The sequence below is a fragment of the Rossellomorea sp. LJF3 genome, assembly GCF_037046045.1.
Classification (GTDB): Bacteria; Bacillota; Bacilli; order Bacillales; family Bacillaceae_B; genus Rossellomorea.
In genome coordinates this window covers 203,337-226,455 of sequence record NZ_JBANLY010000002.1, presented here as the reverse complement: position 1 = coordinate 226,455, position 23,119 = coordinate 203,337, and the positions used below count along the sequence as shown (strand labels likewise).

Genomic DNA, 23,119 nt, shown 5'->3' with positions numbered 1-23,119 from the left:
ATATATCGTGGGAATATGATCATTCATGATATTTCTAATTGTACACTTATAAAGGGAAGGTGCTCAACTCACGCCCCGCGGAAAGCGAGCACCTGGAGTGGAAATCAACCAGCACTCGCTTATTAATCAACAAAACATACTAATTCTTTCAAATGAAAATTATGCTAAAATAAGGATTAAACGAATCTTGTCGACATGTGACGGATTGTTTTAGAAGGAATTCTACAATATATGATAGAATTCATTATTATACAGCATTAGGAGGGGATCGTTTTGAGTTGGAAAACATCTTGGGAAAAATGGAGCAGCTACTTACATCTGGACAAAGAAGTCAATGAACTTCTAGAGTCAATGAAAGACGACGAAAAGTCCTTGGAAGACGCATTTTACAAAAACCTTGAATTCGGTACGGGTGGAATGAGGGGAGAAATCGGTCCCGGAACCAATCGGATGAACATCTATACAGTCAGAAAAGCCTCTGAAGGACTGGCGCGATACATAGAAGAACAAGGTCAGGAGGCTAAAAATCGCGGAGTTGTAATCGCTTACGACTCCCGTTATAAATCACCTGAATTTGCCATGGAGTCAGCGAAGACCCTGGCAACCCATGGCATCCAAACATATGTCTTTGATGAATTGAAACCGACACCGGAGCTTTCATTTGCCCTGCGGCAGCTAAATGCCTTCTCCGGGATCGTGGTGACTGCTAGCCATAATCCGCCTGAATACAATGGGTATAAAGTGTACGGGGAAGATGGTGCTCAACTTCCTCCACATGTAGCGGATGCAGTGATCGGGAAAGTGAATGCCGTTGAAAACGAACTGGAAATCCAGGTTCAGACCGAAGAAGAATTAAAAGCAATAGGCCTGATTAAAATGATCGGGGAAGACATCGATCAATCATATCTGGAACATTTGATTTCGATTTCCGAGAAGCCTCAAATCGCCAAGGAAACCGATTTGAAAATTGTCTTCTCACCACTGCATGGCACTGCCTTGAAGATGGCAGAAAAAGGTTTGAAAGCATTAGGATATGAGCAAGTTCACATTGTAAAGGAACAGGCAATCCCTGATCCTGAATTTACAACAGTGAAGTCTCCGAACCCTGAAGATAAAGCGGCATTTGAATACAGCATCCGTGACGGGAAGGAAATCGACGCGGATATCCTGATTGCGACGGATCCCGATGCAGACCGCTTGGGTGTAGCAGTAAAAGGGGAAACTGGCGAGTATATCCTCCTTACCGGGAACCAGACAGGTGCCATCCTCTTGGATTATATTCTTGCCCGCAAACAGGAAAAGAATATGATCCCTGAGAACGGCCGGGTATTCAAAACCATCGTGACATCCGAATTGGGCCGTAAAGTAGCTGAGCATTATGGAGCTTCAGTCGAGGATGTACTGACAGGTTTTAAATTCATCGGTGAAAAAATCAAGCAATACGAAGAAACAGGTGAGTATTCATTCTTATTCGGATATGAAGAAAGCTATGGATACTTGATCGGCGACTTCGCCCGTGATAAGGATGCCATTCAAGCAGTATTGATGGCGGCGGAAGCGGCTGCATACTATAAAAAAGAAGGCAAGACGCTATACAATGTCTTGCATGATTTATTCGAAAAACACGGATTCTACCAGGAAGGACTGAAGAGTCTGACCCTGAAAGGAAAAGAAGGGGCCGAACAAATTCAGGGGATCCTGAAGGACTTCAGGAACGAACCGTTAAAAGAAGTGGCAGGCTTACGTGTGGTTTCTTCAGAGGACTACAAAACAAGTAAGAAAATGGATTTGGTATCAGGTGAGGAATCCTCCATTCATCTGCCTTCTTCCAATGTGTTGAAATATCATCTTGAAGATGGATCTTGGATCTGCCTCCGTCCATCAGGGACCGAGCCGAAGATCAAGTTCTATTTCAGCGTGATCGGTGAGACTGAAACTGATAGCGATGATAAATTGCAAGCTCTGCAGGATGCCATCATGGCGAAAGTCGAGACGATGATCCGTTCGTCTGTAGGGAAGGCGTAAACCTTTTCATCCTTCTAAAACAAGAGATGTGTTCCTGCATCTCTTGTTTTTTGGATTGTGATGGGAACGTGTGTTTTCGGTCAATGGTCGTAGAATGGTATCATTCTTTTTGATAATACCGGATTTATGTGAAATCTATATAATAGTAGTATAGGATCGGAGAGGACGATGAACATGAATTCTGAATCCCTTTCAAATATCGGACTTTTGAAAGAGATAGCCGAGTTGCTGAACAACGAAACAGAGCTTGATTCCATGCTTTCAGGTGCACTGAAGAAGCTGATCAGGGGTTCAAGCTTTACAACAGGGTGGATCTTCTTCATTGATAAAGAAGGAAGCCACGAACTTGTTTCTTATGAGAATCTGCCGGAATCCCTCTCAGACCGTCAATGTGAGCCGATGAAAAAAGGCGGGTGCTGGTGTGTGAATCGATTTCGAAAAGGTAAACTCACCAAAGCGTCCAATATTATTGAATGTCAGCGGATCGAGCAGGCCATCGAAGAGAACAGGGAAGACACAGATGATATTACACATCATGCGACGGTCCCCCTCCAGTCCGGGGATGAGTCCTTTGGGTTATTGAATGTCGCAGCACCGAACAAGACTCACTTCTCCACAGACGAACTGGCGCTTCTTGAATCGGTTGCCTTCCAAATCGGGTCCGCCATCAAGCGCATCCTGCTCACGAAAAAAGAGCAGGAAGTCGCGTTGATCGGAGAAAGGAACCGACTGGCAAGAGACCTTCATGATTCGGTCAATCAATTGTTGTTCTCCCTTACGTTGACGGCAAGGGGAGGGGCAGAAATGACCGGGGATGAAGAGGTAAAGGATACGTTCAGAACGATTCAAGGGTTGGCTCAGGAAGCCTTATCGGAAATGAGGGCCCTCATCTGGCAATTGAGACCCCATGGACTTGAGAATGGAGTCGTAGAAGCTTCTAAAGGATACGCAGAGATGCTTGGATTGACCTTGGAAACGAAAGTGGAAGGAGTCATCTCCTTAAGCTCTAAAATAGAAGAAGTGTTGTGGCGTGTCAGTCAGGAAGCACTGAATAATTGTAAAAAGCATTCCGGGGAGAAACGCATCCTCTATACATTGAAAAGTGAGTCGCAATCGATCCATCTGACGATTGAAGATAGAGGATACGGATTTCAATATGACGGAAAGCAGTCCCTGCCTTCAGTAGGGATCCAAAGTATGAAGGAACGTGTGAAAAGCATTGGTGGTACGCTGAAGATCGACAGTCAGCTTGGAAGGGGAACGGTCATATCAGTTCGATTACCGTATTAGGAGGTGCCGGGTAAATGATTAGAGTATTGATAGCAGATGATCACCACGTCGTGCGGAGGGGATTGGTTTTCTTTTTGAAAACACAAAAGGACTTTGATATCGTAGGTGAAGCGAAGGATGGGCAAGAGGCCGTTCGGATGGCTGGAGACTTGAAACCCGACATCATCCTGATGGATCTGATGATGCCGGTCATGGACGGCATCCAGGCGACCAGGGAAATTAAAAAGAAGTATCCAGACATTCAAATTCTGATGCTGACGAGCTTTTCCGACCAGAATCACGTGATTCCCGCTATAGAAGCAGGAGCGGCTGGATATCAGTTAAAGGACATTGAACCCGATGAATTAGTGAGCGGGATCCGAAAACTCCTATCAGGTGAAAATTCTCTTCACCCGAAAGCAACCAATCATTTACTGACAAGGATCACGAAACGAGAGCCTCCCCATAAAATTCATGAGCTCACCAAACGGGAGAAGGATGTTTTGATTGAGCTGACGAAAGGGAAGAGTAATAAAGAGATTGCTTCAAGCCTCTATATTACGGAAAAAACCGTCAAGACCCATATTTCGAACATTTTTTCCAAGCTGGAAGTGTCAGATCGGACACAGGCGGCACTTTATGCCGTGAAACATCAATTGACAAAAAATTAATCTGGAAAGGATTTTTATGACATGAACATCGTAATCATCAATGGAAGCCCGAGAAAACGCGGACGCACTGGAATTGCGTCAAGATTCATTGCAAGGACATATGATTGTGATCTTATTGATTTGAGTGATGGCTCCCTTCCACTCTACACGGGAGAACAGGAGCAATCGGAGGTCGCCGCCGTTCAATCTCTCAAGAAAAAAGTGAAAGATGCGGACGCCGTCATTTTAGCTTCCCCGGAATATCACAGCGGTATGAGCGGGGCACTCAAAAACGCACTCGATTTCTTAAGCAGTGAGCAATTTGCCCATAAACCTGTTGCGCTTCTTGCATGCGCAGGCGGGGGGAAAGGCGGTATAAACTGCTTGAATAATCTTCGGATCGTCGGTCGGGGAGTGTATGCAAATGTCATTCCGAAGCAGCTTGTTCTTGATCCCCACTGCTTTGATTATGAAAGTGATGGGCTATTGGAGGAACCTGCAAAGTTAGTGGATGACCTGATGAGGGAACTAAAGGTGTATGTAAAAGCAGCTGAACTGGTAAAAACTGAAATTTCGTCACAATGATGAAAAATCGGCATTTTGCCGGTTTTTTTTATGATGTTGTACGTGAAATAAATGATGCAACTCGAAATAAATAAAAGCTGATCCAATAGCGCATACTAATTGGATCAGCCGTAGGTGGAATTCTCTTTTTGTTACATCTCTGCAAAGGTTTCCTGGAGTGGTTGCTCGACACTAAAGGTGAAGTTTGCATGTTCGATATATCGTAAAAGCGTATAGAGATTACGCTCTACAACCGTGTAATCATTAGAAAAATGATACGCATGTAAGAAATGTTCAATTCTTTTTGAAAGAAGGTCATCCTTCGTTCTCACCATAAGGATCAACAGGTTATCCCATTCTGATCGGTGAGTGTAATACAAGGCCCGATCGTAATCGACTTTGTTCACTTGGTTTCCCTCCTTCTGAAGGGGTACTCCTATTGTGCACGAGAAAACGATATTAATTTCTCTGTAAAAGTTGGTACTGTTGCAAATGCTCGTTTTCCTTCTATTGGGTGTATAAAAACGACTGATTAATTCATCCTATGTAATGAAACGTAAATAGAGGTGATGAAAATGAAGAAAGCAATCGTGATGTTATCAACTGTATTTTTTCTGGTATTTTCAAGTCAGGCGCATGCCGAGCAGTCGGATTATAAGAAGTTTGGACGCATTGCGACAGCAGTCATCAAAGAGGACTATCCCGGGCAGCCTGTAAAGGATTATCAGTACCAGGGGCGCAAGAAAATGACGGAGAACAAAGTATCCGATGCCTTTGAATTTACCGTGCAGGAAAACAATGCAGAGAAAAAGGTCGTTGTAATCGTAGTACACGATCTGGACAATGAAAAGGTACTCAACATCTCGGTGAAGGAATAACGGGAACAGATGAAGTCTTCTTTGACTAAGGAGGCTTTTTTTGTTATAGGTGAGACTGGCCATTTCCCCATAAAACCTGCACCCGCATACCCATATGATGATAAACTAAAGTATTACTGCAAACTCACCACCAATTTGCTAAAATGAAATCATACATAAATCGTTTTGATTCTGAAAGGGGATCTTTGTTCCGATGTGATGCTGCTCTTTTCTTACCTATATATAAACTGAATAGAGGGAGGAAGAGATATGCATTCCAATGCATTTAGAAATCTGTGGTTCGGTCAGTCATTGGCCAATATGGGGGATATCTTCTATATCGTAGGGTTGATCTCCCTTGTATACAACATGACCGGTTCTGCTGTTTACATGACGGCTGTTCCTTTAGTGATCACCTTTTCACGATTTATCAGCAGCATGGCAGCACCTTTGTTGTTGAATCGTACACAGATGAGGAGCTTGATCGCGTATTCGCAAATGGGGAAGACATTTTTTTTATGCGTGTTCCTCCTAATGATAGTACTTAATATCGGGAATATATGGATATATCTCGTTTGTGCGAGTATCATTTCCTTTTTGGATGGTTGGGCACTGCCGGCGAGAAATGCATATGTGCCATTTCTGGTTAAGAGAGAGGAGCTTATGGGGGCGAATGGCTTCCTCTCAACCGTCGATCAGACGATTCAATTCTCAAGCTGGGCTTTGGGCGGAATTCTTTTAGCTGTCCTGAATGCAACGAATCTTTTTATTGTGGTGATCATCTTGTTCCTGGCCAGCACCTTTTTTATGCTTAAGCTGCCGGTCATTCCAAGCAGCACGCTGGAAGTTCGCAAGGTTTGGTGGCAGGAGCTTTTAGAGGGATGGTCTCAGGTTAAAAGTCGGAAAGGGCTGGTTCCCGTTTTTTGGATATACGGGCTGGAGTCGATTTCAGGGACCGTCTGGATTGCCGCCGTTCTTTATTTATATGTGGATCTCCTGCTTCAGCGGGGTGAAGAATGGTGGGGATTCATCAACTCAAGCTTCTTTGTCGGATTGGTCCTTGCCTCATATCTCATATTTAAGCTGCATGGCATCTTTTCAAAACACCGGCATAAGTGGCTCCCTTTCTGTATGGTCGTCACTTCAGGTGTCACCCTTGTATTTGCCTGGAATAAAGTTGCCGTGATGGCACTAATCTTGTCGTTTGTGTTCGGGTTGTTTGATCAAATAAAGAATGTAGTGCTTCAGACGTATCTACAGGAGAGTGCGCCACCTGAAGAGCTCGGGAAGATTTATGCTGCACAAGGGGCGTTAACCACTCTCTTGTTCGGCTTATCGTCAGTGGGGGTCGGACTTTTGCTGGAAGTCATGAGTGTTTCAATGGTTTTCACATGGTCTGCACTCCTGCTGCTCACTACACTCATCCCAGTAAAACTATTGCAAAAGAACCTGAATACGTAAGGTTGATAAGAAGGCTGTTCCCTGGATTGGGGGAACAGCTTTTTTAGGGTTATGCTTGTCGCCTCTGCCCAACCCGGCTCCGCTTTTCTATTGTCCAGCTCCAGGGGCTTGGGGCTCGAGGTCATAAGTCAAGCTGTCAAGAAGGTGAAAAGCACACCTTCATGCCACCTCGCCTTATGCTTGTCGCCCCAGTACGAGCCCCTTCCGCTTTTCTTTTCATCAAATCCCTATTCTTTTCATACATTTAGATAAGAGTATAAAGAGGGGGATGAAGATGAATTTAGAGGAGCAGAAGAATTTGCAGAATGCGATAGGGGAAATTACTGAGATAGCAGCCGGGTTTGGTCTGGATTTTTATCCGATGCGTTATGAGATTTGTCCTGCTGACATTATATATACATTTGGGGCTTATGGGATGCCGACACGGTTTTCGCACTGGAGTTTCGGGAAGCAGTTCCATAAGATGAAGCTGCAGTATGATTTGGGTTTGAGTAAGATATATGAGCTTGTGATCAACTCGGATCCTTGTTATGCGTTTTTGCTGGATTCCAATTCCCTCATACAGAATAAATTGATTGTGGCTCACGTTCTGGCACACTGTGATTTCTTTAAAAACAATGTCCGGTTCCAGAATACGAAACGGGATATGGTGGAAAGTATGGCGGCTACGGCTGAACGTGTGCGCAGGTATGAGATTGAACATGGGAAGCAGGAAGTCGAGAATTTCCTTGATGCGGTCCTTGCCGTGGATGAACACATCGATCCTTCCCTTATGCGCCCGAAGCTGTCGTGGACGCTGGATGATGTGGAGTGGGAAGAAGAAGAAGTGAGCCATGCGTCTCCTTATGATGATCTATGGTCCTTGGATGAAAAGCCAAAGAGCAGGGAAAAGAAGAAAGTGAAGAAAAAGTTTCCACCGCAGCCGGAAAAGGATATCCTTCTTTTCATCGAGCAGTATAGCAGGGAATTGTCGGACTGGCAGCGGGATATATTGACGATGATGAGGGAAGAAATGCTGTATTTCTGGCCTCAGCTTGAAACGAAGATCATGAATGAAGGGTGGGCCTCGTATTGGCATCAACGGATCATTCGTGAAATGGATCTGACAAGCGGGGAATCGATCGAGTTTGCCAAGCTGAATGCTGGCGTCGTACAGCCATCCCGTACACAGATCAATCCATATTATCTGGGTCTGAAGATTTTCGAAGATATTGAGGATCGGTTCGATAATCCGACAGAAGAAATGAAAAAACGGGGGGTAAAGCCTAATTCCGGTCGTGAAAAAATGTTTGAAGTGCGTGAAATAGAATCGGATATTTCCTTCTTACGAAACTATTTAACGAAAGATCTGGTGACGAGGGAGGATATGTATCTGTTCCAAAAGCAGGGGAAGGATTATAAAATTGTCGATAAAGAATGGACCCATGTCCGGGATCAGCTCGTGGGCATGAGGGTGAATGGCGGATTCCCTTACATCACTGTGAATGACGGGGACTACATGAAGAGCGGAGAGCTCTATCTTAAGCACTGGTTTGAGGATGTTGAGCTTGATATTAAATATTTGGAAAAGGTTTTACCTTATTTGCACCAGCTCTGGGGAAGACCGGTCCATATCGAGACCCATGTGGAGAACCGGGATATGCTATTTACGTATGACGGAAGGAGCGTCCAGCGAAAATATCTTTAATAAACCGGGAGTCGCATCAGGGAGAAGAATCCTGAGGCGGCCCTTTTTTGTTCTAAACATGGTGGACGGGTTTATACAATGTAGAGTAGACACTTATTGATTGAGGAGGAGATAGGATGGCGGATGTTGAAGTCTTTATCGGTGATTTGACTGACCGGACATTCCATTATGAGGGGGGAGACTGGAATCATAATTATCCGAAGCGGATCAGTCCGTTCTTTCCTAAAGGGTATGAACTGTTTTTTGCCCTGTTGGATGGCATTTACTATAAAAAATTCGAAGGCAGGCAGACAGACTGGGGGAGCCATACCTGCCTGATGTATCCTGATGAAATGCTGTCGGTGCTGGAAGACTACTATAAGAGAGAGCAGGATAATGATGAGGTGCAGCAATTGTTTCAATTCATTAAGAAGCTGGATCATGGACGGCAATACGGATTAGTGGCATGCGAAATGTCATGACGTGAAAAGGACAAACTGCGATTCTGGCAGTTTGTCCTTTATTGATTCAGCCCCTTCCGCTTTTCTTTATGCCCAGCTCCAGGGGCTTGGGGCTCGAGGTCATAAGTCAAGCTGTCAAGAAGGTGAAAAGCACACCTTCATGCCACCTCGCCTTATGCTTGTCGCCCCAGTGCGAGCCTCTTCCGCTTTTCTAAATTACATACTAATATTGCTCCGATCCGGAAACCGGGTATGGAGTCTTTCGGTAAAGTATAAAAACGATTTTTGGAAGATGGGACTTTGGATGAACGTATAAATAAACGTGAAAACGAAGACGGGACCGGAGAGGAGTAGACCGATCAGTAAGACGGTACACTCGCATATGATCCGGACTCTGCTGATGGAAAGATTGGTCAGGTCTGAAATGGTCAGCATAAATCCATCCCTTGGCCCCGTTCCAAGATGTGCAGCAGAATACAACCCGCCTCCAACCCCCATCAACAAAATGGCAGACAGGAGAATCAGGATGTCTGTAACCGGACCCGTTTGTGGAGGAAGCAAATCATAAAAAAGAAAAAAGTCAACGAGCATGCCGACCATTACTCCATTCAGGATCGTTCCGATTTGAATATATTTCCCCTTCAAGATAAGCGTGCCTGCTATGAGAGTGGCACCGACAATGATATTCCACGTTCCGATGGTCAGCCCGAACTTATCGAACAAAGCGATATTTAAAACATCCCATGGGTGGATGCCTAAGTATTGTACTTTAATGGACATGCTGATGCCATAGCTGAAAATAAGTAACCCGATTACAAAATAGCTGATCTGCCAATAGATTTTCATACTTTCTCCTTTTATCTGCCCGTCATCTTTACTCTAACATTATTTTACAATGAAAAGCTTTATGATGAAATGGTCCTTTTTTCATTCTGTTTATGATAAGTGAGGAATGGGACAATCTTACAAATTGTGGTTGATTCTTGTTTATACCGGTTTCTCCAAGGGGTATGGTCCAGTATGACAAGAAAAGGGGGAATAAGATGCAAACAGTGAAGTATGCTTGGAAAACGCTGTGGGGGTGGCATGATGATGTATTGGAGACGTTCAGGTTTTTCACATCAGGAAGTACTCCAGCCGGGGTAAATGGAGGGGTGCAGACGGATCGTTCTCCAGAACCTTCTGCAAATCCCGGACAGAAAGTCGGGTTTGTCTTAGGGCCGCTTTTATTCTTTCTCATCATCCTGTTCTTTTCTCCTGAAGGATTGTCCAAAGAAGCAGTGGCTGTCCTTGCAGGTACAGTCTGGATTGCGATCTGGTGGATTACGGAAGCGATCCCGATACCGGCTACATCCCTGCTACCGATCATTCTGTTTCCCGTTACCGGGGCACTGCAGTCAGGGGATGTCACATCTGCTTATGGGGATGGGACCATCTTTTTGTTTATGGGCGGGTTTATCATAGCGATTGCCATGGAAAAATGGAACTTACATAAGCGCATCGCCATGAACATCATCCTGCTGATTGGGACGAGTACGGAACGGATTGTCCTGGGGTTCATGCTTGCCACGGGGTTTCTGTCCATGTGGATTTCGAACACGGCAACGGCCATGATGATGCTGCCGATCGGAACCGCCGTGATTTACCAGGTGAATGAAAGCTTAAAGAAAGAGGGAGCGAATAGGACAGGGCACTTCAGTAAAGTCATCATGCTGGGGATTGCCTATAGTGCATCGATCGGAGGGTTGGGGACATTAATCGGAACGCCTCCGAACACCATATTCGCTGCAGTGGTGAAACAGCTCTATGGTATCGATTTCTCCTTTGCCAAGTGGATGCTGTTCGGAGTCCCTCTTGCCGTCATTCTTCTCATCGCTACGTGGTGGTATCTCATTAAAGTGGCGTTTCCTTTGAAAATAAAAGAATTACCGGGGGGAAGGGAAATCGTCGAAAAGGAAAACCGCTCCCTCGGTCGCATTTCATTTGAGGAAAAACTCGTTCTAACGGTCTTTACAGTCACTGCCCTATGCTGGATCACACGTTCCTTCTTATTGAACCAGTGGATCCCTGATTTAGATGACACGATCATTGCCATGACGGGGGCACTTGTCCTTTTCCTTCTTCCGGGAAGAAAAGAGACAAGGTTGATCAATTGGGAGGATGCGAAGAAGCTGCCGTGGGGAATCCTGCTTCTATTCGGGGGAGGTCTTGCCATTGCCAAAGGGTTCAAGGAAACGGGCTTGGCGGAATGGATCGGAAAGCAGTTGACGGTCCTTGAAGGTGTCTCCTTCATTATCATCCTTGCAGCTGTGACAACCTTTGTTATATTCCTGACGGAAATCACGTCCAATACGGCTACAGCTACGATGATGTTTCCTATTATGGCAGCGTTGGCTGCTGCTTTGAACGTTCATCCCTATAGCCTGATGGTAGCCGCCGGGCTTGCTGCATCCTGTGCTTTCATGCTGCCGGTTGCAACTCCTCCGAATGCCGTTGTCTTCGGGTCTGGCTATATCAAAATGGGGGATATGGTGAAAGCCGGAGTCTGGTTGAACTTGATTAGTATTGTGTTTATCACTCTATTGATTTATTTTGTGATGCCGCTCGTGTGGGGAGTGGACCTTGGTGCATTTCCTGAGCATTTAAAGTAAAAAAATCGGATCAGGTTTCTGATCCGATTTTTCTGTGCAGAATTACTGGGCTGTATATCCACCATCCAACACTACGGCTTGACCGGTTACGCCCTTTGCTTTGTCACTTGCAAGGAAGATGGTGTAGTCCGCAATTTCTTCTACTGATAGCAATCGTTTTTGTGGAACAAGGGGATAAATGACATCCTCCAATACTTTTTCAAGCTCAACACCACGGGTGGTGGAGATGTCTTTCAGCTGGTTACGGACAAGGGGGGTATCCACGTAACCGGGACACATAGCATTGACTGTAATCCCGTGTTCAGCTCCCTCTAAGGCCGAGACTTTGGTCAATCCGATGACACCATGCTTCGCGCTATTATAGGCAGCTTTTCCGGCAAACCCTATCAGGCCATTAATCGATGCCATATTGATGATCCGTCCGAACTTCTGCTTTTTCATATGTGGAAAAGCAAATTTTGTTGCGATGAATGGGGCGGTCAGCATGATCTTGATTAATAGTTCAAACTTTTCAATCGGAAAGTCCTCAATGGGTGAAACATGTTGAAGCCCTGCGTTATTGATCAGGACATCTATCCGTCCGTAGTGTTCCACGGTCTTATCAATTCCGGCCTTCACGTCTTTTTCACTGGTTACGTCACATTTTATGCCAAGGCATTCAAACCCTCTGCTTTTTAGTTCATCTACTGCTTCATCCAATCCTTCTTGATTGATATCGGACAGAACGACCTTTGCACCATTTTGGGCAAAATGTTCCCCGATTTCAAATCCAATCCCTCTTGCAGCACCAGTAATAAATACCACTTTGTCATTGACCATTTTGATTTCCTCCTCGAATTAGTAAATTCCCAGATTGGCTAAGATGATTGAGACGATTTCCGCGATTGTCGGAATAAGCAGCCCGACAACGGCAACATCTAGATATGAATCTTTATGAGTAAGTCCTGTGACGGCAAATAGGGTAAGGAGAGCGCCATTATGAGGCAGAATCGATGCGCCGGAAGAGATGGAAGCAATTCGGTGGAATGCTTCTGCGCTGATTCCGCTTGTCTGTGAAAGCTCATAGTATTTATCTCCCAACGCTTCCAGGGCAATTCCCATCCCTCCGGAAGCAGAACCCGTTATGGCAGCCAATGTTTGAACAGCGATTGCTTCTGAAATCACCGGATTCCCTTTGATGCCCAGGATGAGTTTCGTTAACGTCTTGAAACCGGGTGCCGCTGTAACGACAGCCCCAAACCCGACTGCGGCACTTGTATTGATCACGGCCATAACCGATCCTTTGGCCCCTCCATTGACAGCAGGAATGAATTTCTTATAATGTTTGAAATTAATGAGTAAAATTGAAAGGATTCCGACAAGAAGGGCAGTCAGGATGTTCCACTTGAACACATTCAATGTAACGACGACGATGACAAGGGGCAGAAACGAGAGATAGAAGTTCGGAAGCTCCGATTCTTTAATCTCTTTCACATCATTCCCGCCTTTGGGTTCAGTGAAAGCATCTCCCTTCCCCGTAAACTGCTTTTGACGCCATCTTAAATAAAAGTACCCTCCAACCGCCATGATTAATCCCCCTGTGATCCCAATGATTGGAGCGGCAGTAGGTGATGTCTTGAAGTAATCGATCGGTATCAGGTTCTGAATCTGGGGTGTACCCGGGATTGCGGTCATGGTAAAAGTGAATGCACCTAATACAAATGTCGGCGGCAGTAATTTTCGTGTAATATCCGCCTCTCTGAACATGGCGATCGCCAGTGGATAGATGGCAAACACCACCACGAATAAACTGACACCGCCATATGTCAATACCGCTGCAGCAATCAATACTCCCAGTATGGCCCGGTCTTTTCCGATAATGTTGGTGATTTTGTATGCAACGGATTGGGCGGCACCTACATCTTCCATCAACTTACCGAAGATGGCCCCAAACAGGAAGACGGGAAACCATTCTTTTGCGAAGTCCACAAATCCGGTCATATACGTTTCTGTATAGGCCGGCAGCAGATCGAGACCACTCATTAATGCAACTAAACCTGCAACCAACGGCGCGATCCAAATGATCGACCAGCCTAAATACGCTAAAACCATAAGCAGGATTAATCCAACGATGATGCTAGTCATAGTTCACCTCTTAACTATCTATTTCCGCTTATTTTTCCATTTATGAAAAGATTTATTCTTTGCTATCGTCTTGTGGAACATAAAAAAAAACGAACGGGCTCTTAGTGAGACTCGTTCGTTTCAGACGTGTTCTTTCTCATTTTGGTGACTTCCAGGTACTGAATATGGTGGCCGTCGATTTCCTTGACTTTAAAGCAATAGCCTTGTTCTTCGATCTTATCTTCAGGCATGACTTCATATTTTTGAGTGAGGAACCATCCTCCGATTGTATCGACTTCTTCCTCTTCAATCGAGATGCCCAGAAGATCATTCACATCTTCAATGAGCATGACGGCGTCGAAAATATAATGATCTTCTTTTATCTTCTGGACTTCAGGAATTTCATCGATATCAAATTCATCCCGGATCTCACCGACGATTTCTTCAATGATATCCTCCACGGTAACCAGGCCTGCCGTTCCGCCGTATTCATCAAGAAGGACGGCCATGGGGGAGCGTTCCTTCTGCAACTTGAGGAGCAGGGCTTTAATCGGGATGGTTTCAATGACGCGGATGACGGGCTTAATGAAGGAGGTCACATCCTCATGCTCGCTTTTATGATTCACGAGGGTCGTTAAGAGTTCCTTCACATTTACAACCCCAAGGATATTGTCCTTATCCCCATCCACGACAGGATATCTCGTATACCGCTCTTCCTTAATGACCGATAATACTTCATCAATGGTGGATTCTGCGGATAGAGTCACAATGTTTGTCCGGGGGACCATGATTTCCTTGGCGATTCGCTCGTCGAATTCAAATATCTTATTCACATACTTGAATTCGGAAGAGTTGATTTCACCGCTCTTATAGCTATCGGAAAGAATGATTCGGAGCTCTTCTTCCGAATGGGCGATTTCATGCTCTGAGGCAGGTTTTAAACCGAACATGCCCGTAAACACGCGTGCCGAACTATTCAAGGTCCAAATAAACGGATAAGCAATCCGGTAGAACCAAATGAGAGGCTTGGCAAATAATAAAGTGATTTTCTCAGCTTTTTGGATGGCAAATGTCTTCGGAGCCAATTCTCCTATCACCACATGCAAAAAGGTAATGACAGAAAAAGCCAGGGCGAATGAAATGATGTTTGAAATGGACGGATTTATATCAAACTTTTCAAATAGTGGGTGAAGCAGCGTTTCAATGGTTGGTTCTCCTAACCACCCAAGTCCAAGGGAGGTGATGGTAATCCCCAGCTGACAGGCAGAAAGGTATTCATCCAGATGGGAAATGACCCTCTTCGCAGCAACGGCGGTTTGATTTCCTTCAGAAACCAATTGATCGATTCTCGAACCCCTCACTTTCACAATGGCAAACTCAGAAGCGACGAAGAACGCTGTCAATCCGATTAACAGGGCAACAAGTAGTAAATTAATGAAAATATCCAAGTAGTAGAAGTCAAAAGAACGGGAAGTTGTCCCTTTCTTTCGCTTCAATCACCTCCTGTATAAAATAGTCATGATAACGTAAGAATTGAGGGACGTATGCCACTTGAAATCCTTTCGCATTGAGTATATCCTTTTAACGTATTACATTCCTATCCAATTTCGTTTGTCCGTTTATCATTGAAATGCAACACGCATTGGGTTATTCTGAAATATAACGATTAACCGGTTTGATTCATGATTTCATCATAATGAATATTTATGAACAAAACAATCATTTAGGATTCAAAACACTGGATAGTTGGAAAGGAGGACGATCATGGCAGACGTTTTTAATCAAGAGTTTGTTGTAGCCCTTATCATTGCCTTTTCGGTTTATATCATTTTAAGAGGAGTAGCCATTTTCTTTGGCAAAGCAGGAAAAGGGTATCTTGAAAACCTTCAATCCCAAACAGGACGGTTATACCTGCAATTAATTGGTGGCTACTATATATTATCAGGTGTATTGGGCCTGCTTATTCCTCGATTAGACTGGAAAACTGAAGACATCTACTTCGCCATCGCCATCTTCGCCATTACATCCGTTGTGTTCTGGGTAACACTTGACCTCTTCATGAAGCGCGAGCGGAAAAAGCTTCAACAAAATTAATCCTTCAGCGAGCCCCGGATTGAGTGTCCGGGTTTTTTTATGTTCGAAAATCGGCTTCCGGAGCCTTCCTGGCCATGCGTGTTTCCCATATTTTTGCTTAATGGGAGCGACGGTACGTATAATAGTATGTATGTTCTTAGAAGAAAATTGAAAGTGAGGGATATCATATGGGTCACGATCACAGTCATGGCCACAACCAAAATAAAAAAGCATTATTAATCAGCTTTCTTTTCATTTTTACTTTTATGATTGTTGAAGTGGTGGGGGGAGTGGTGACAAATAGTCTAGCCCTTCTTTCAGATGCAGGGCATATGCTCAGTGATGCAGCGGCACTTGGTCTTAGTCTGGCCGCTTTCTATATAGGGGAGAAGGCGTCGGATATGGGGAAGACTTACGGGTACAAACGTTTTGAAATCGTAGCTGCTTTTCTGAACGGCATCACCCTGATATTGGTTTCCCTTTACATTTTCTGGGAAGCTTACCGTCGCTTCATCGACATTCCCACTGTATCTCCCGGCATGATGATCATCGCCGTAATCGGCTTGATTGTGAACATCATTGTCGCCTGGATCCTGATGAAAGGGGACAACGAACATAATTTGAATGTCCGCAGTGCATTCCTTCATGTACTGGGGGATATGCTCGGATCAGTCGGGGCCATCATAGCGGGTCTTCTCATTTACTTCTTTGATTGGAATCTGGCAGACCCGATTGCTTCTGTCATCGTAGCGATTCTTATTGTCATCTCCGGATGGAGGGTGACGAAGGATTCCATTCATATCTTAATGGAAGGTTCTCCGGGAGATGTTGATATGGAAAAGGTGTCCAAGAGCCTGTCTCAGGTACCGGGAGTCATGGAAGTCCATGATCTTCATGTATGGTCCATCACTTCGGATTTTAAAGCTTTAAGCTGCCATGTCGTCGTAGGGGATGAAGTGAATCGGGATAGGATCTTAGTACAGTTATCAGCCCTTCTTGAACATGAGTTTGACATTCATCATTCTACCATCCAAGTTGAAGGGGAAAACGTGCTTGAAGGGCATCATCATAGTTGTACATGATCAGTTGGGAATATTATGCAGTATCCCTCTCATGATTGCAGTGACGGGGTTTTTTATAAGGTGATTCAAGTAAAATGGAAAACGAATGTTTATGTCTCTCCATGATTGGGGTATATCCTCAACTGGAGGGATGAACATGCTACATCAAGAAACGAAATCAGAACAGAACAAAACACCCGAACTTAAAAAAGACTTTTATATACAACAATTATTGAGGATCGGCGTCTATAAATCGTTCGGTAAGCAGCTCTATGAACTTTCAATGGATGAATTGCAGGATGTTTACCTTGAATATTATGTTGGTGGAGATATAGCTCAATAAAAAGACGACCCTTTAGAGAAAGGATCGTCTTTTTTCATGTGCGGTTATCGTTTAAGGTACATCATGTCCCATGGACGTCTGCAGGATTTCAAACCATTGATCATGGTTCAATTGGATGGAAAGAGAGTCGATTGCATGTTGGATCCGTTCTTTTTTACCTGAACCGACGATTGGCATGATGTTAGCCGGATGGTTAAGCAGCCATGCATATAGAACCTGGTCGATCCCCTTAGCTCCAGTTTCCTCCTGCACTTTCTTTAATGTATGTTGAAGACGGACGGCTTTCTCATCTTCGCCCTTGAAGATCGCTCCGCCTGCAAGTGGTGACCAGGCCATGGGAGCCACACGCTTTTCCTGACAGAGGTTTAACGTGCCGTCTTCAAAGTTTTCCAGGTGATAGGCGGATAATTCAATTTGGTTGGTAATCAATGGAAACGGCAAATAAGATTGAAGCATATTCCACTGATGACCTTTAAAGTTGGATACTCCAAAATGACGGACTTTCCCTTCTTCTTTTAATTGAGTGAAGGCTTCAGCTACCTCTTCGCCGTTCATGAAAGGATCCGGCCTGTGAATCAACAATAGATCAATGTAATCCGTCTTTAATTGTTGGAGAGAATGTTCAACCGAGGTGAGAATATGTTTTTTACTGGTGTTGTAGTGATGCGTCTTATGCTCCGGGCGATTGTCAGAAGGGAGGACAATGCCGCATTTTGTTACGATCTCCATTTTCTCCCGTAATGATGGTTGGAGGGCAAGCGCCTCACCGAATAAGGTTTCACATGTATAAGAACCATAAATATCGGCATGGTCAAACGTGGTGATTCCGTTTTCAATATTGTGTTGAATCAATGATAACGTATCTTCCTTGGACTGCTTCCAATCTGATAGTCTCCATAATCCATGAATGATCCTCGAGAATGATAAGTCTTCTGTCATTTGTATTCTTTGCATAGGTGAAACCTCTCCTCATATGGTATGTAGATATTCTTTCATAGTCATACTACATGTATATTACTATGTATTGAAAGGAAATAGAAATGATTGAACCTCTTCAGGATATTATTAGTCATTGGGGAATGGATCCCACTTCCATGAAAACGCTTCTTCTTCATCCTTATGTTACGGAAGTGAAGGCGGAAGGAAAGACCTTCTATTTGAAAAGAAGAGTGGATTCTTCCATTGAAAATCGAATGGAGGAGCTCTATCTAACCTCTTATTTAATGAGTCATCACCTGAACGTTGAATCTCCTATATTAACTTCCTCACAACTTCCATATGTAAAAGAAGGAGAGCAAATCTATTCTCTTTATGAGGCACTTGAAGGAGCGCCGTTGACGGATTTTTCTACCGACTCCCTGACAAATGCAGGAGCATACCTTGCAACCCTGCATCTCATCCTTAAAGAATATCGGTGCCATTATGAAGCGAAGGGCTGGGAGATTGAAAGGCATGTAAGAGAATGGGTGAAGGAGCTTGGCTCTGAGTCGATCGGCAGAAGGGGGCAAGGGATCCTATCAAGGATGAAGGGGTGGGGGTCTGTCTATGAGTGTTTGCCCCATCAATTCGTTCATAGCGACTACAATCCGGGGAATATTTTGATGAAGGGGTGGGAAGTGAGCGGGCTCATTGATTTTGAACGAATCCGTACGGCACCCCGGATTACTGACATCGGCTACTTCCTAGCAGGGATGCTCAAAGCGGTCCAAGTGGAGAAAAAGGACCATTCTATTAATTGGATCCTGGCGTTTATGAAAGGCTATGAAAGGCATGACCTTTTGACCGAAGGAGAGAAAAGAATCTTGCCATCAATAGTCATACTCTTTCTCCTGCAATATGCCTTTTTTACTTATTATAAGGGATATTCAGAAGCTGGTACTTCGTGTATGGGTTTCATCGAGGAGCTGTTTGCATCCGCTCAATTCCATGGAGTCTTTCAATATGAGAAGGAAAAGCTTGAATAACCTTTCATTCTATGGCAAAGTAGGGAGGAAGATAACGTTTAATTTCATATTCCAAGTGTAGGGGGACCGGAGTGGCCGGTTGAGATTGTATCCTTTAGATACTGACCCTTTGAACCTGAACTGGCTGATACCAGCGTAGGAAACATACTCTTAAACGATACACAACCTGTTTAACGATGCGTCCCGCGGCTGAAGCTTGGGGCGTTTTTTTATTGTATCCCGGACTTTAAGCCTCAAACAGCCATTGGTTTACATTCATTCTCAAGAATAAGCGAAGAATAATGGAATGAAACGTTACGACCGCAAAAGATCGAAGGAGGAATCATCATGAAAAAATGGATGTTCCTCATCTGCTCTGTACTTCTTTTATCCGCCTGTAACGGGGGAGAAGATGCAGCCGATGAGAAAAAGGACAATCTTAAAAAAGTAAGTGTCGTACTCGACTGGACACCGAATACCAACCACACCGGATTATATGTAGCGAAAGAAAAAGGCTACTTCAAGGATCAGGGATTGGATGTAGACATCATCCTGCCCGGAGAAGCGGGTGCCGATCAGCTCGTTGCATCGGGGAAAGCCGAGTTCGGTGTTGGATATCAGGAAGGTGTCACTCAAGCGAGGGTTCAAGATGTACCCATCGTATCCATAGCTGCCATCATTCAACATAATACGTCGGGGTTTGCTTCCCCGAAGAGTAAGGGTATTACAAAACCAAAGGATTTCGAAGGGAAAAGCTATGGCGGCTGGGGATCACCCGTGGAAAAAGCCGTTATGGATTCAATCATGAAGCAAGAAAACGCGGATGTGGAAAAAGTGAATTTCATAAACATGGGAGACACCGATTTCTTTACTGCCGTTAACCGAGACGTAGACTTCGCCTGGATCTATTATGGATGGACAGGAATTGAAGCTGAACTCCGCGGTGAAGAGTTGAACATGATGTATGTTAAGGATTATTCCGATAAACTGGATTACTACACTCCAGTCCTCACAACGAATGAAAAAATGATCGATTCAGATCCTGAAACGGTCAAGTCATTCATGGCAGCTGCTTCCAAAGGGTATCAATACACAATAGACAACCCGAAAGAGGCGGGGGAGATCCTATTAGATGCAGCTCCAGATCTTGATAAAGAATTAGTCATGAAGAGTCAGGAATGGCTCGCACCCAAATATAAAGATGATGCTGACCGATGGGGAGAGCAGAAACTGGAAGTCTGGGAGAACTATGCGTCATGGATGTATGAAAATGGTTTATTAGATAAGAAACTCGAAAGCAAGAAAGCATTCACAAACGAATTCTTACCAAAATAAGAGGTGAACAAAATGGGGAACGCACTTGTAAGCATACAAATTATCCCGAAGACAAAGAACGGTGAAGACGTGATTCCGTATGTGGATGAAGCGATCGCAATCATTGAAAAATCGGGAGTACGATATGAAGTCCATCCTTTGGAAACGACGATGGAGGGGGATCTGTCACAATTATTCAAGGTGATTGAACAGATGAATGAACGGATGATTGAAATAGGAAGCAAAAACGTCATTTCCCAGATTAAAGTATTGTACCAGCCGGATGGGATCGAAATGAACGATTTAACGGAGAAATATAAAGGATGAGGACTTGGATTTCAAAAGGATGGAGACCCTTCTTGGTCCTCATCCTTTTATTCATCATTTGGGAAGTGGCCATTAAACTCTTTGAGGTGCCAGCCTGGCTGATGCCATCGCCTTCAGAGATATGGGAAGAAGGAATCGCTTCGTGGTCTGAGTTCAAAGGGCATTTCTCATCAACGGCATTTCTGACGATCGCAGGGTTTGCGATTGGCTGTTCAATCGGGCTCGGGACAGCGGTGGTACTGCATCTCCTCCCTAAGGTAAGGGAAGCGATCTATCCCCTCATGATCCTGTCTCAGAATATACCCATTATTGTCTTGGCCCCTCTCCTTGTCATTTGGTTCGGATTTGGACTCCTGCCCAAAATCATCGTCATTACCTTGATTTGTTTCTTTCCTGTGGCGGTTTCGGCGATGGATGGTTTCAGGCAGACAAACGGAGAGTATATTCTTTATATGAAAATGTCCGGTGCAACCAAAGGACAGATTTTCCGGAAAGTGGAGTGGCCCCATGCACTGCCTTCTATCTTCTCCGGTTTGAAAATTTCCGCAACCTATAGTGTGATGGGTGCGGTCATTTCGGAGTGGCTAGGAGCTCAAAAAGGAATTGGCGTCTATATGACACTTGCATCCTCTTCCTTCAGGACCGACAGGGTGTTTGTCGCCATTTTCATGATCATGCTCCTCAGCCTGCTGTTTTTTGGACTCATCGTACTATTAGAAAAAATCATGGTGAAGTGGAATCGAAAGGAGGACAAATAACATGACGACGTTATCGATTCAAAATATGTCCAAATCCTTTGATGGTGAATTGATTCTCGATGATCTTTCCATTCAAGTGGGGGAAGGTGAATTCGTTTCCATCCTTGGTCCTTCAGGAAGTGGAAAGAGTACGTTATTTCACGTGATCGGTGGATTATTTGCACCCGATTCAGGAGATATAAAGCTCGATGGAGAGTCGATCAATGGCCGTAGAGGGTCCATTAGCTATATGCCGCAAAGTCCGTCCCTCTTACCGTGGAGGACGGTGATCGAGAATGTGATGCTTGGTCAGGAGTTGCACGGAAAGAGGGATAAGGAAATGGCGATGGGGATGATTGAACGCGCCGGTTTGAAGGGCTATGAGGACGCTTACCCTGAAGATCTTTCAGGAGGGATGAAACAACGTGTCGCATTTATTCGTGCACTGGTCAGCCCTCAATCCTTTTTATGCCTGGATGAACCATTTTCTGCCCTTGACGAATTTACCCGATTGGATATGCAGAGGTGGCTCCTTTCAATATGGGAAGAAGACTTAAGTTCGGTCCTGTTTGTCACTCATAATATCGACGAAGCCCTCTTCCTGTCGGACCGTATCATTGTGTTATCAACCAGACCGGCACGCGTGCAAAAGGAGTTCAACGTACCATTCCCGCGGCCGCGAGACAAAGAAATCCTTCTAACCGAAGAGTTCCTGAAATGGAAAACGGATATTTTTAAGGAATTATCTCAGTATGTGTAAACGATCTCTCATCGATGCTCATATTCACCTGGACTTATATAAAAAGGAAGAACGAGAAAAAATCCTGAAGGAGCTCGATCTCTACTCAGTAGAGGCTCTCATCTCTGTATCCTTTCACCTTCAATCATCCAAACAAAACCTTGCATTTGCGAAAGGGGACGGACGGATAAAGGCAGCTGCTGGTTATCATCCGGAACAAGAGCTTCCTTCGGATAGTGGGGTGGAGGGACTTTTAGCTTTCATTCGTAAGAATCATAAAGATCTGGTTGCAATCGGGGAAGTCGGGCTGCCCTATTACAAAATGAAAGAAGATCCCTCACTGGTCCTCGCTCCTTACATAGAGCTGTTGGAACGCTTTATCATTGAATCGAATCGGCTGAATAAACCCATCATCCTTCATGGAGTTTATGAGCATGCTCCCATCATCTGCGATTTATTGGAGAAGCATTCCATTTCAAAAGCTCATTTTCATTGGTTTAAGGGAGATAGTGAAACGATCGAAAGGATGATCCGTAATGGTTACCTCGTTTCTGTTACGCCTGATGTCCTGTATGAAAAGGAAATACAACAGCTGGTCAGAGCCTACCCGATCGAAGGGCTGATGGTGGAAACAGACGGTCCCTGGAGGTTTGAAGGAGTCTTTCAAGAAAGAATGACTCATCCTGGCATGATGCACCGCTCCATTGAAAAAGTGGCCGAATTAAAAAGCATGACAGAAGCAGCTGTATATAAACAATTGGTCAAAAATACAACTGAATTTTATGGTTTATAGAACAAACTTCTCCTGCGGTTAGTCAAGTGGGGGGAGTTTTCTTTTTGGGCTGTTGCTAATTAAACATCTTTTACCATCATAT

The 23,119-nt window shown here is 44.5% G+C and carries 24 protein-coding genes and 1 riboswitch; of the genes, 18 read left to right on the top strand and 6 right to left on the bottom strand.

The window, feature by feature from the left end; translation table 11 throughout:
• Positions 1–273 precede the first annotated feature (273 nt).
• The 4 genes from V8G47_RS03610 to V8G47_RS03595 all read left to right on the top strand — a co-directional run bounded on the left by V8G47_RS03610 (position 274) and on the right by V8G47_RS03595 (position 4,529).
• Complete coding sequence (locus V8G47_RS03610) at positions 274–2,025, top strand: phospho-sugar mutase (RefSeq protein ID WP_336198914.1); 1,752 nt, start codon at positions 274–276, stop codon at positions 2,023–2,025.
• Positions 2,026–2,199: 174 nt separating this feature from the next.
• On the top strand, positions 2,200–3,315 hold the full coding sequence (locus V8G47_RS03605; protein ID WP_336198913.1) for a GAF domain-containing sensor histidine kinase: 1,116 nt from the start codon (positions 2,200–2,202) through the stop codon (positions 3,313–3,315).
• 14 nt (positions 3,316–3,329) lie between these two features.
• Positions 3,330–3,965, top strand: a complete 636-nt coding sequence (locus V8G47_RS03600; protein ID WP_034763161.1) for a response regulator — start codon at positions 3,330–3,332, stop codon at positions 3,963–3,965.
• A gap of 21 nt (positions 3,966–3,986) precedes the next feature.
• Positions 3,987–4,529: an NADPH-dependent FMN reductase gene (locus V8G47_RS03595; protein WP_336198912.1), complete on the top strand. Its 543-nt coding sequence runs from the start codon at positions 3,987–3,989 to the stop codon at positions 4,527–4,529.
• A gap of 131 nt (positions 4,530–4,660) precedes the next feature.
• Here the strand turns inward: V8G47_RS03595 and V8G47_RS03590 are convergent, their stop codons facing one another.
• Entirely contained in the window at positions 4,661–4,915 is a 255-nt protein-coding gene (locus V8G47_RS03590) for a YhdB family protein (protein ID WP_336198911.1), read from the bottom strand.
• 168 nt (positions 4,916–5,083) lie between these two features.
• Between V8G47_RS03590 and V8G47_RS03585 the strand changes: the two genes are divergently transcribed.
• The 4 genes from V8G47_RS03585 to V8G47_RS03570 all read left to right on the top strand — a co-directional run bounded on the left by V8G47_RS03585 (position 5,084) and on the right by V8G47_RS03570 (position 8,974).
• Positions 5,084–5,386, top strand: coding sequence for a DUF3889 domain-containing protein (locus tag V8G47_RS03585; RefSeq protein ID WP_034763166.1), 303 nt, complete (start codon positions 5,084–5,086; stop codon positions 5,384–5,386).
• Between the two features lie 249 nt (positions 5,387–5,635).
• A complete protein-coding gene (locus V8G47_RS03580; protein WP_336198910.1) occupies positions 5,636–6,826 on the top strand; it encodes an MFS transporter in 1,191 nt (396 codons plus the stop codon).
• Between the two features lie 274 nt (positions 6,827–7,100).
• Positions 7,101–8,513: a SpoVR family protein gene (locus V8G47_RS03575; RefSeq protein WP_336198909.1), complete on the top strand. Its 1,413-nt coding sequence runs from the start codon at positions 7,101–7,103 to the stop codon at positions 8,511–8,513.
• Positions 8,514–8,629: 116 nt separating this feature from the next.
• Entirely contained in the window at positions 8,630–8,974 is a 345-nt protein-coding gene (locus tag V8G47_RS03570; protein WP_336198908.1) for a hypothetical protein, read from the top strand.
• 195 nt (positions 8,975–9,169) lie between these two features.
• Here the strand turns inward: V8G47_RS03570 and V8G47_RS03565 are convergent, their stop codons facing one another.
• Positions 9,170–9,799: a YczE/YyaS/YitT family protein gene (locus tag V8G47_RS03565; RefSeq protein WP_336198907.1), complete on the bottom strand. Its 630-nt coding sequence runs from the start codon at positions 9,797–9,799 to the stop codon at positions 9,170–9,172.
• Positions 9,800–9,996: 197 nt separating this feature from the next.
• Here V8G47_RS03565 and V8G47_RS03560 point away from each other — a divergent pair, with 197 nt between their 5' ends.
• Positions 9,997–11,604 carry an SLC13 family permease gene (locus V8G47_RS03560; protein ID WP_336198906.1) on the top strand — a complete coding sequence of 536 codons (1,608 nt, stop codon included), beginning with the start codon at positions 9,997–9,999 and terminating at the stop codon, positions 11,602–11,604.
• 42 nt (positions 11,605–11,646) lie between these two features.
• Here the strand turns inward: V8G47_RS03560 and V8G47_RS03555 are convergent, their stop codons facing one another.
• The 3 genes from V8G47_RS03555 to V8G47_RS03545 form a co-directional block, all read right to left on the bottom strand.
• Positions 11,647–12,423 carry a 3-hydroxybutyrate dehydrogenase gene (locus V8G47_RS03555; RefSeq protein WP_336198905.1) on the bottom strand — a complete coding sequence of 259 codons (777 nt, stop codon included), beginning with the start codon at positions 12,421–12,423 and terminating at the stop codon, positions 11,647–11,649.
• A gap of 18 nt (positions 12,424–12,441) precedes the next feature.
• Complete coding sequence (locus V8G47_RS03550; RefSeq protein WP_336198904.1) at positions 12,442–13,728, bottom strand: GntP family permease; 1,287 nt, start codon at positions 13,726–13,728, stop codon at positions 12,442–12,444.
• 101 nt (positions 13,729–13,829) lie between these two features.
• Positions 13,830–15,155, bottom strand: coding sequence for a hemolysin family protein (locus tag V8G47_RS03545; RefSeq protein ID WP_336198969.1), 1,326 nt, complete (start codon positions 15,153–15,155; stop codon positions 13,830–13,832).
• A gap of 316 nt (positions 15,156–15,471) precedes the next feature.
• On the opposite strand from V8G47_RS03545, the gene V8G47_RS03540 reads away from it, so the two are divergent.
• The 3 genes from V8G47_RS03540 to V8G47_RS03530 all read left to right on the top strand — a co-directional run bounded on the left by V8G47_RS03540 (position 15,472) and on the right by V8G47_RS03530 (position 17,184).
• Positions 15,472–15,801, top strand: a complete 330-nt coding sequence (locus V8G47_RS03540) for a hypothetical protein (protein WP_336198903.1) — start codon at positions 15,472–15,474, stop codon at positions 15,799–15,801.
• A 167-nt stretch (positions 15,802–15,968) separates the two neighbouring features.
• On the top strand, positions 15,969–16,862 hold the full coding sequence (locus tag V8G47_RS03535) for a cation diffusion facilitator family transporter (RefSeq protein ID WP_336198902.1): 894 nt from the start codon (positions 15,969–15,971) through the stop codon (positions 16,860–16,862).
• A gap of 136 nt (positions 16,863–16,998) precedes the next feature.
• Positions 16,999–17,184, top strand: a complete 186-nt coding sequence (locus V8G47_RS03530) for a Fur-regulated basic protein FbpA (protein WP_336198901.1) — start codon at positions 16,999–17,001, stop codon at positions 17,182–17,184.
• Positions 17,185–17,235: 51 nt separating this feature from the next.
• On the opposite strand, the gene V8G47_RS03525 is transcribed toward V8G47_RS03530, so the two are convergent.
• Positions 17,236–18,138, bottom strand: a complete 903-nt coding sequence (locus tag V8G47_RS03525; RefSeq protein ID WP_336198900.1) for an aldo/keto reductase — start codon at positions 18,136–18,138, stop codon at positions 17,236–17,238.
• 86 nt (positions 18,139–18,224) lie between these two features.
• Here V8G47_RS03525 and V8G47_RS03520 point away from each other — a divergent pair, with 86 nt between their 5' ends.
• The 6 genes from V8G47_RS03520 (at position 18,225) to V8G47_RS03495 (ending at position 23,037) form a co-directional block, all read left to right on the top strand.
• Complete coding sequence (locus V8G47_RS03520; protein WP_336198899.1) at positions 18,225–19,148, top strand: phosphotransferase enzyme family protein; 924 nt, start codon at positions 18,225–18,227, stop codon at positions 19,146–19,148.
• Between the two features lie 49 nt (positions 19,149–19,197).
• Positions 19,198–19,307, top strand: a riboswitch (TPP riboswitch).
• A gap of 168 nt (positions 19,308–19,475) precedes the next feature.
• Positions 19,476–20,462, top strand: a complete 987-nt coding sequence (locus V8G47_RS03515) for an ABC transporter substrate-binding protein (RefSeq protein ID WP_336198898.1) — start codon at positions 19,476–19,478, stop codon at positions 20,460–20,462.
• 12 nt (positions 20,463–20,474) lie between these two features.
• Positions 20,475–20,768: a thiamine-binding protein gene (locus tag V8G47_RS03510; RefSeq protein WP_034763192.1), complete on the top strand. Its 294-nt coding sequence runs from the start codon at positions 20,475–20,477 to the stop codon at positions 20,766–20,768.
• The gene (locus V8G47_RS03505) at positions 20,765–21,526 is read left to right on the top strand and encodes an ABC transporter permease (protein WP_336198897.1); all 762 of its coding nucleotides are present in this window, start codon (positions 20,765–20,767) and stop codon (positions 21,524–21,526) included. The genes V8G47_RS03510 and V8G47_RS03505 overlap by 4 nt, the downstream gene beginning before the upstream one ends.
• A gap of 1 nt (position 21,527) precedes the next feature.
• The gene (locus V8G47_RS03500) at positions 21,528–22,265 is read left to right on the top strand and encodes an ABC transporter ATP-binding protein (protein ID WP_336198896.1); all 738 of its coding nucleotides are present in this window, start codon (positions 21,528–21,530) and stop codon (positions 22,263–22,265) included.
• Complete coding sequence (locus tag V8G47_RS03495; protein WP_336198895.1) at positions 22,258–23,037, top strand: TatD family hydrolase; 780 nt, start codon at positions 22,258–22,260, stop codon at positions 23,035–23,037. Before V8G47_RS03500 ends, V8G47_RS03495 begins: the two co-directional genes overlap by 8 nt.
• The last annotated feature ends 82 nt before the right edge of the window (positions 23,038–23,119 follow it).

Excerpts from the sequence above, each read along its gene's own strand:
- V8G47_RS03530 (WP_336198901.1), top strand. The coding sequence starts at position 16,999 with ATGCTACATCAAGAAACGAAATCAGAACAGAACAAAACACCCGAACTT.
- V8G47_RS03570 (WP_336198908.1), top strand. The coding sequence starts at position 8,630 with ATGGCGGATGTTGAAGTCTTTATCGGTGATTTGACTGACCGGACATTC.
- V8G47_RS03525 (WP_336198900.1), bottom strand. The coding sequence starts at position 18,138 with ATGCAAAGAATACAAATGACAGAAGACTTATCATTCTCGAGGATCATT.
- V8G47_RS03505 (WP_336198897.1), top strand. The coding sequence starts at position 20,765 with ATGAGGACTTGGATTTCAAAAGGATGGAGACCCTTCTTGGTCCTCATC.
- V8G47_RS03555 (WP_336198905.1), bottom strand. The coding sequence starts at position 12,423 with ATGGTCAATGACAAAGTGGTATTTATTACTGGTGCTGCAAGAGGGATT.
- V8G47_RS03605 (WP_336198913.1), top strand. The coding sequence starts at position 2,200 with ATGAATTCTGAATCCCTTTCAAATATCGGACTTTTGAAAGAGATAGCC.
- V8G47_RS03585 (WP_034763166.1), top strand. The coding sequence starts at position 5,084 with ATGAAGAAAGCAATCGTGATGTTATCAACTGTATTTTTTCTGGTATTT.
- V8G47_RS03510 (WP_034763192.1), top strand. The coding sequence starts at position 20,475 with ATGGGGAACGCACTTGTAAGCATACAAATTATCCCGAAGACAAAGAAC.
- V8G47_RS03495 (WP_336198895.1), top strand. The coding sequence starts at position 22,258 with ATGTGTAAACGATCTCTCATCGATGCTCATATTCACCTGGACTTATAT.
- V8G47_RS03565 (WP_336198907.1), bottom strand. The coding sequence starts at position 9,799 with ATGAAAATCTATTGGCAGATCAGCTATTTTGTAATCGGGTTACTTATT.
- V8G47_RS03500 (WP_336198896.1), top strand. The coding sequence starts at position 21,528 with ATGACGACGTTATCGATTCAAAATATGTCCAAATCCTTTGATGGTGAA.
- V8G47_RS03595 (WP_336198912.1), top strand. The coding sequence starts at position 3,987 with ATGAACATCGTAATCATCAATGGAAGCCCGAGAAAACGCGGACGCACT.
- V8G47_RS03515 (WP_336198898.1), top strand. The coding sequence starts at position 19,476 with ATGAAAAAATGGATGTTCCTCATCTGCTCTGTACTTCTTTTATCCGCC.
- V8G47_RS03600 (WP_034763161.1), top strand. The coding sequence starts at position 3,330 with ATGATTAGAGTATTGATAGCAGATGATCACCACGTCGTGCGGAGGGGA.
- V8G47_RS03550 (WP_336198904.1), bottom strand. The coding sequence starts at position 13,728 with ATGACTAGCATCATCGTTGGATTAATCCTGCTTATGGTTTTAGCGTAT.
- V8G47_RS03535 (WP_336198902.1), top strand. The coding sequence starts at position 15,969 with ATGGGTCACGATCACAGTCATGGCCACAACCAAAATAAAAAAGCATTA.
- V8G47_RS03575 (WP_336198909.1), top strand. The coding sequence starts at position 7,101 with ATGAATTTAGAGGAGCAGAAGAATTTGCAGAATGCGATAGGGGAAATT.
- V8G47_RS03580 (WP_336198910.1), top strand. The coding sequence starts at position 5,636 with ATGCATTCCAATGCATTTAGAAATCTGTGGTTCGGTCAGTCATTGGCC.
- V8G47_RS03560 (WP_336198906.1), top strand. The coding sequence starts at position 9,997 with ATGCAAACAGTGAAGTATGCTTGGAAAACGCTGTGGGGGTGGCATGAT.
- V8G47_RS03520 (WP_336198899.1), top strand. The coding sequence starts at position 18,225 with ATGATTGAACCTCTTCAGGATATTATTAGTCATTGGGGAATGGATCCC.
- V8G47_RS03540 (WP_336198903.1), top strand. The coding sequence starts at position 15,472 with ATGGCAGACGTTTTTAATCAAGAGTTTGTTGTAGCCCTTATCATTGCC.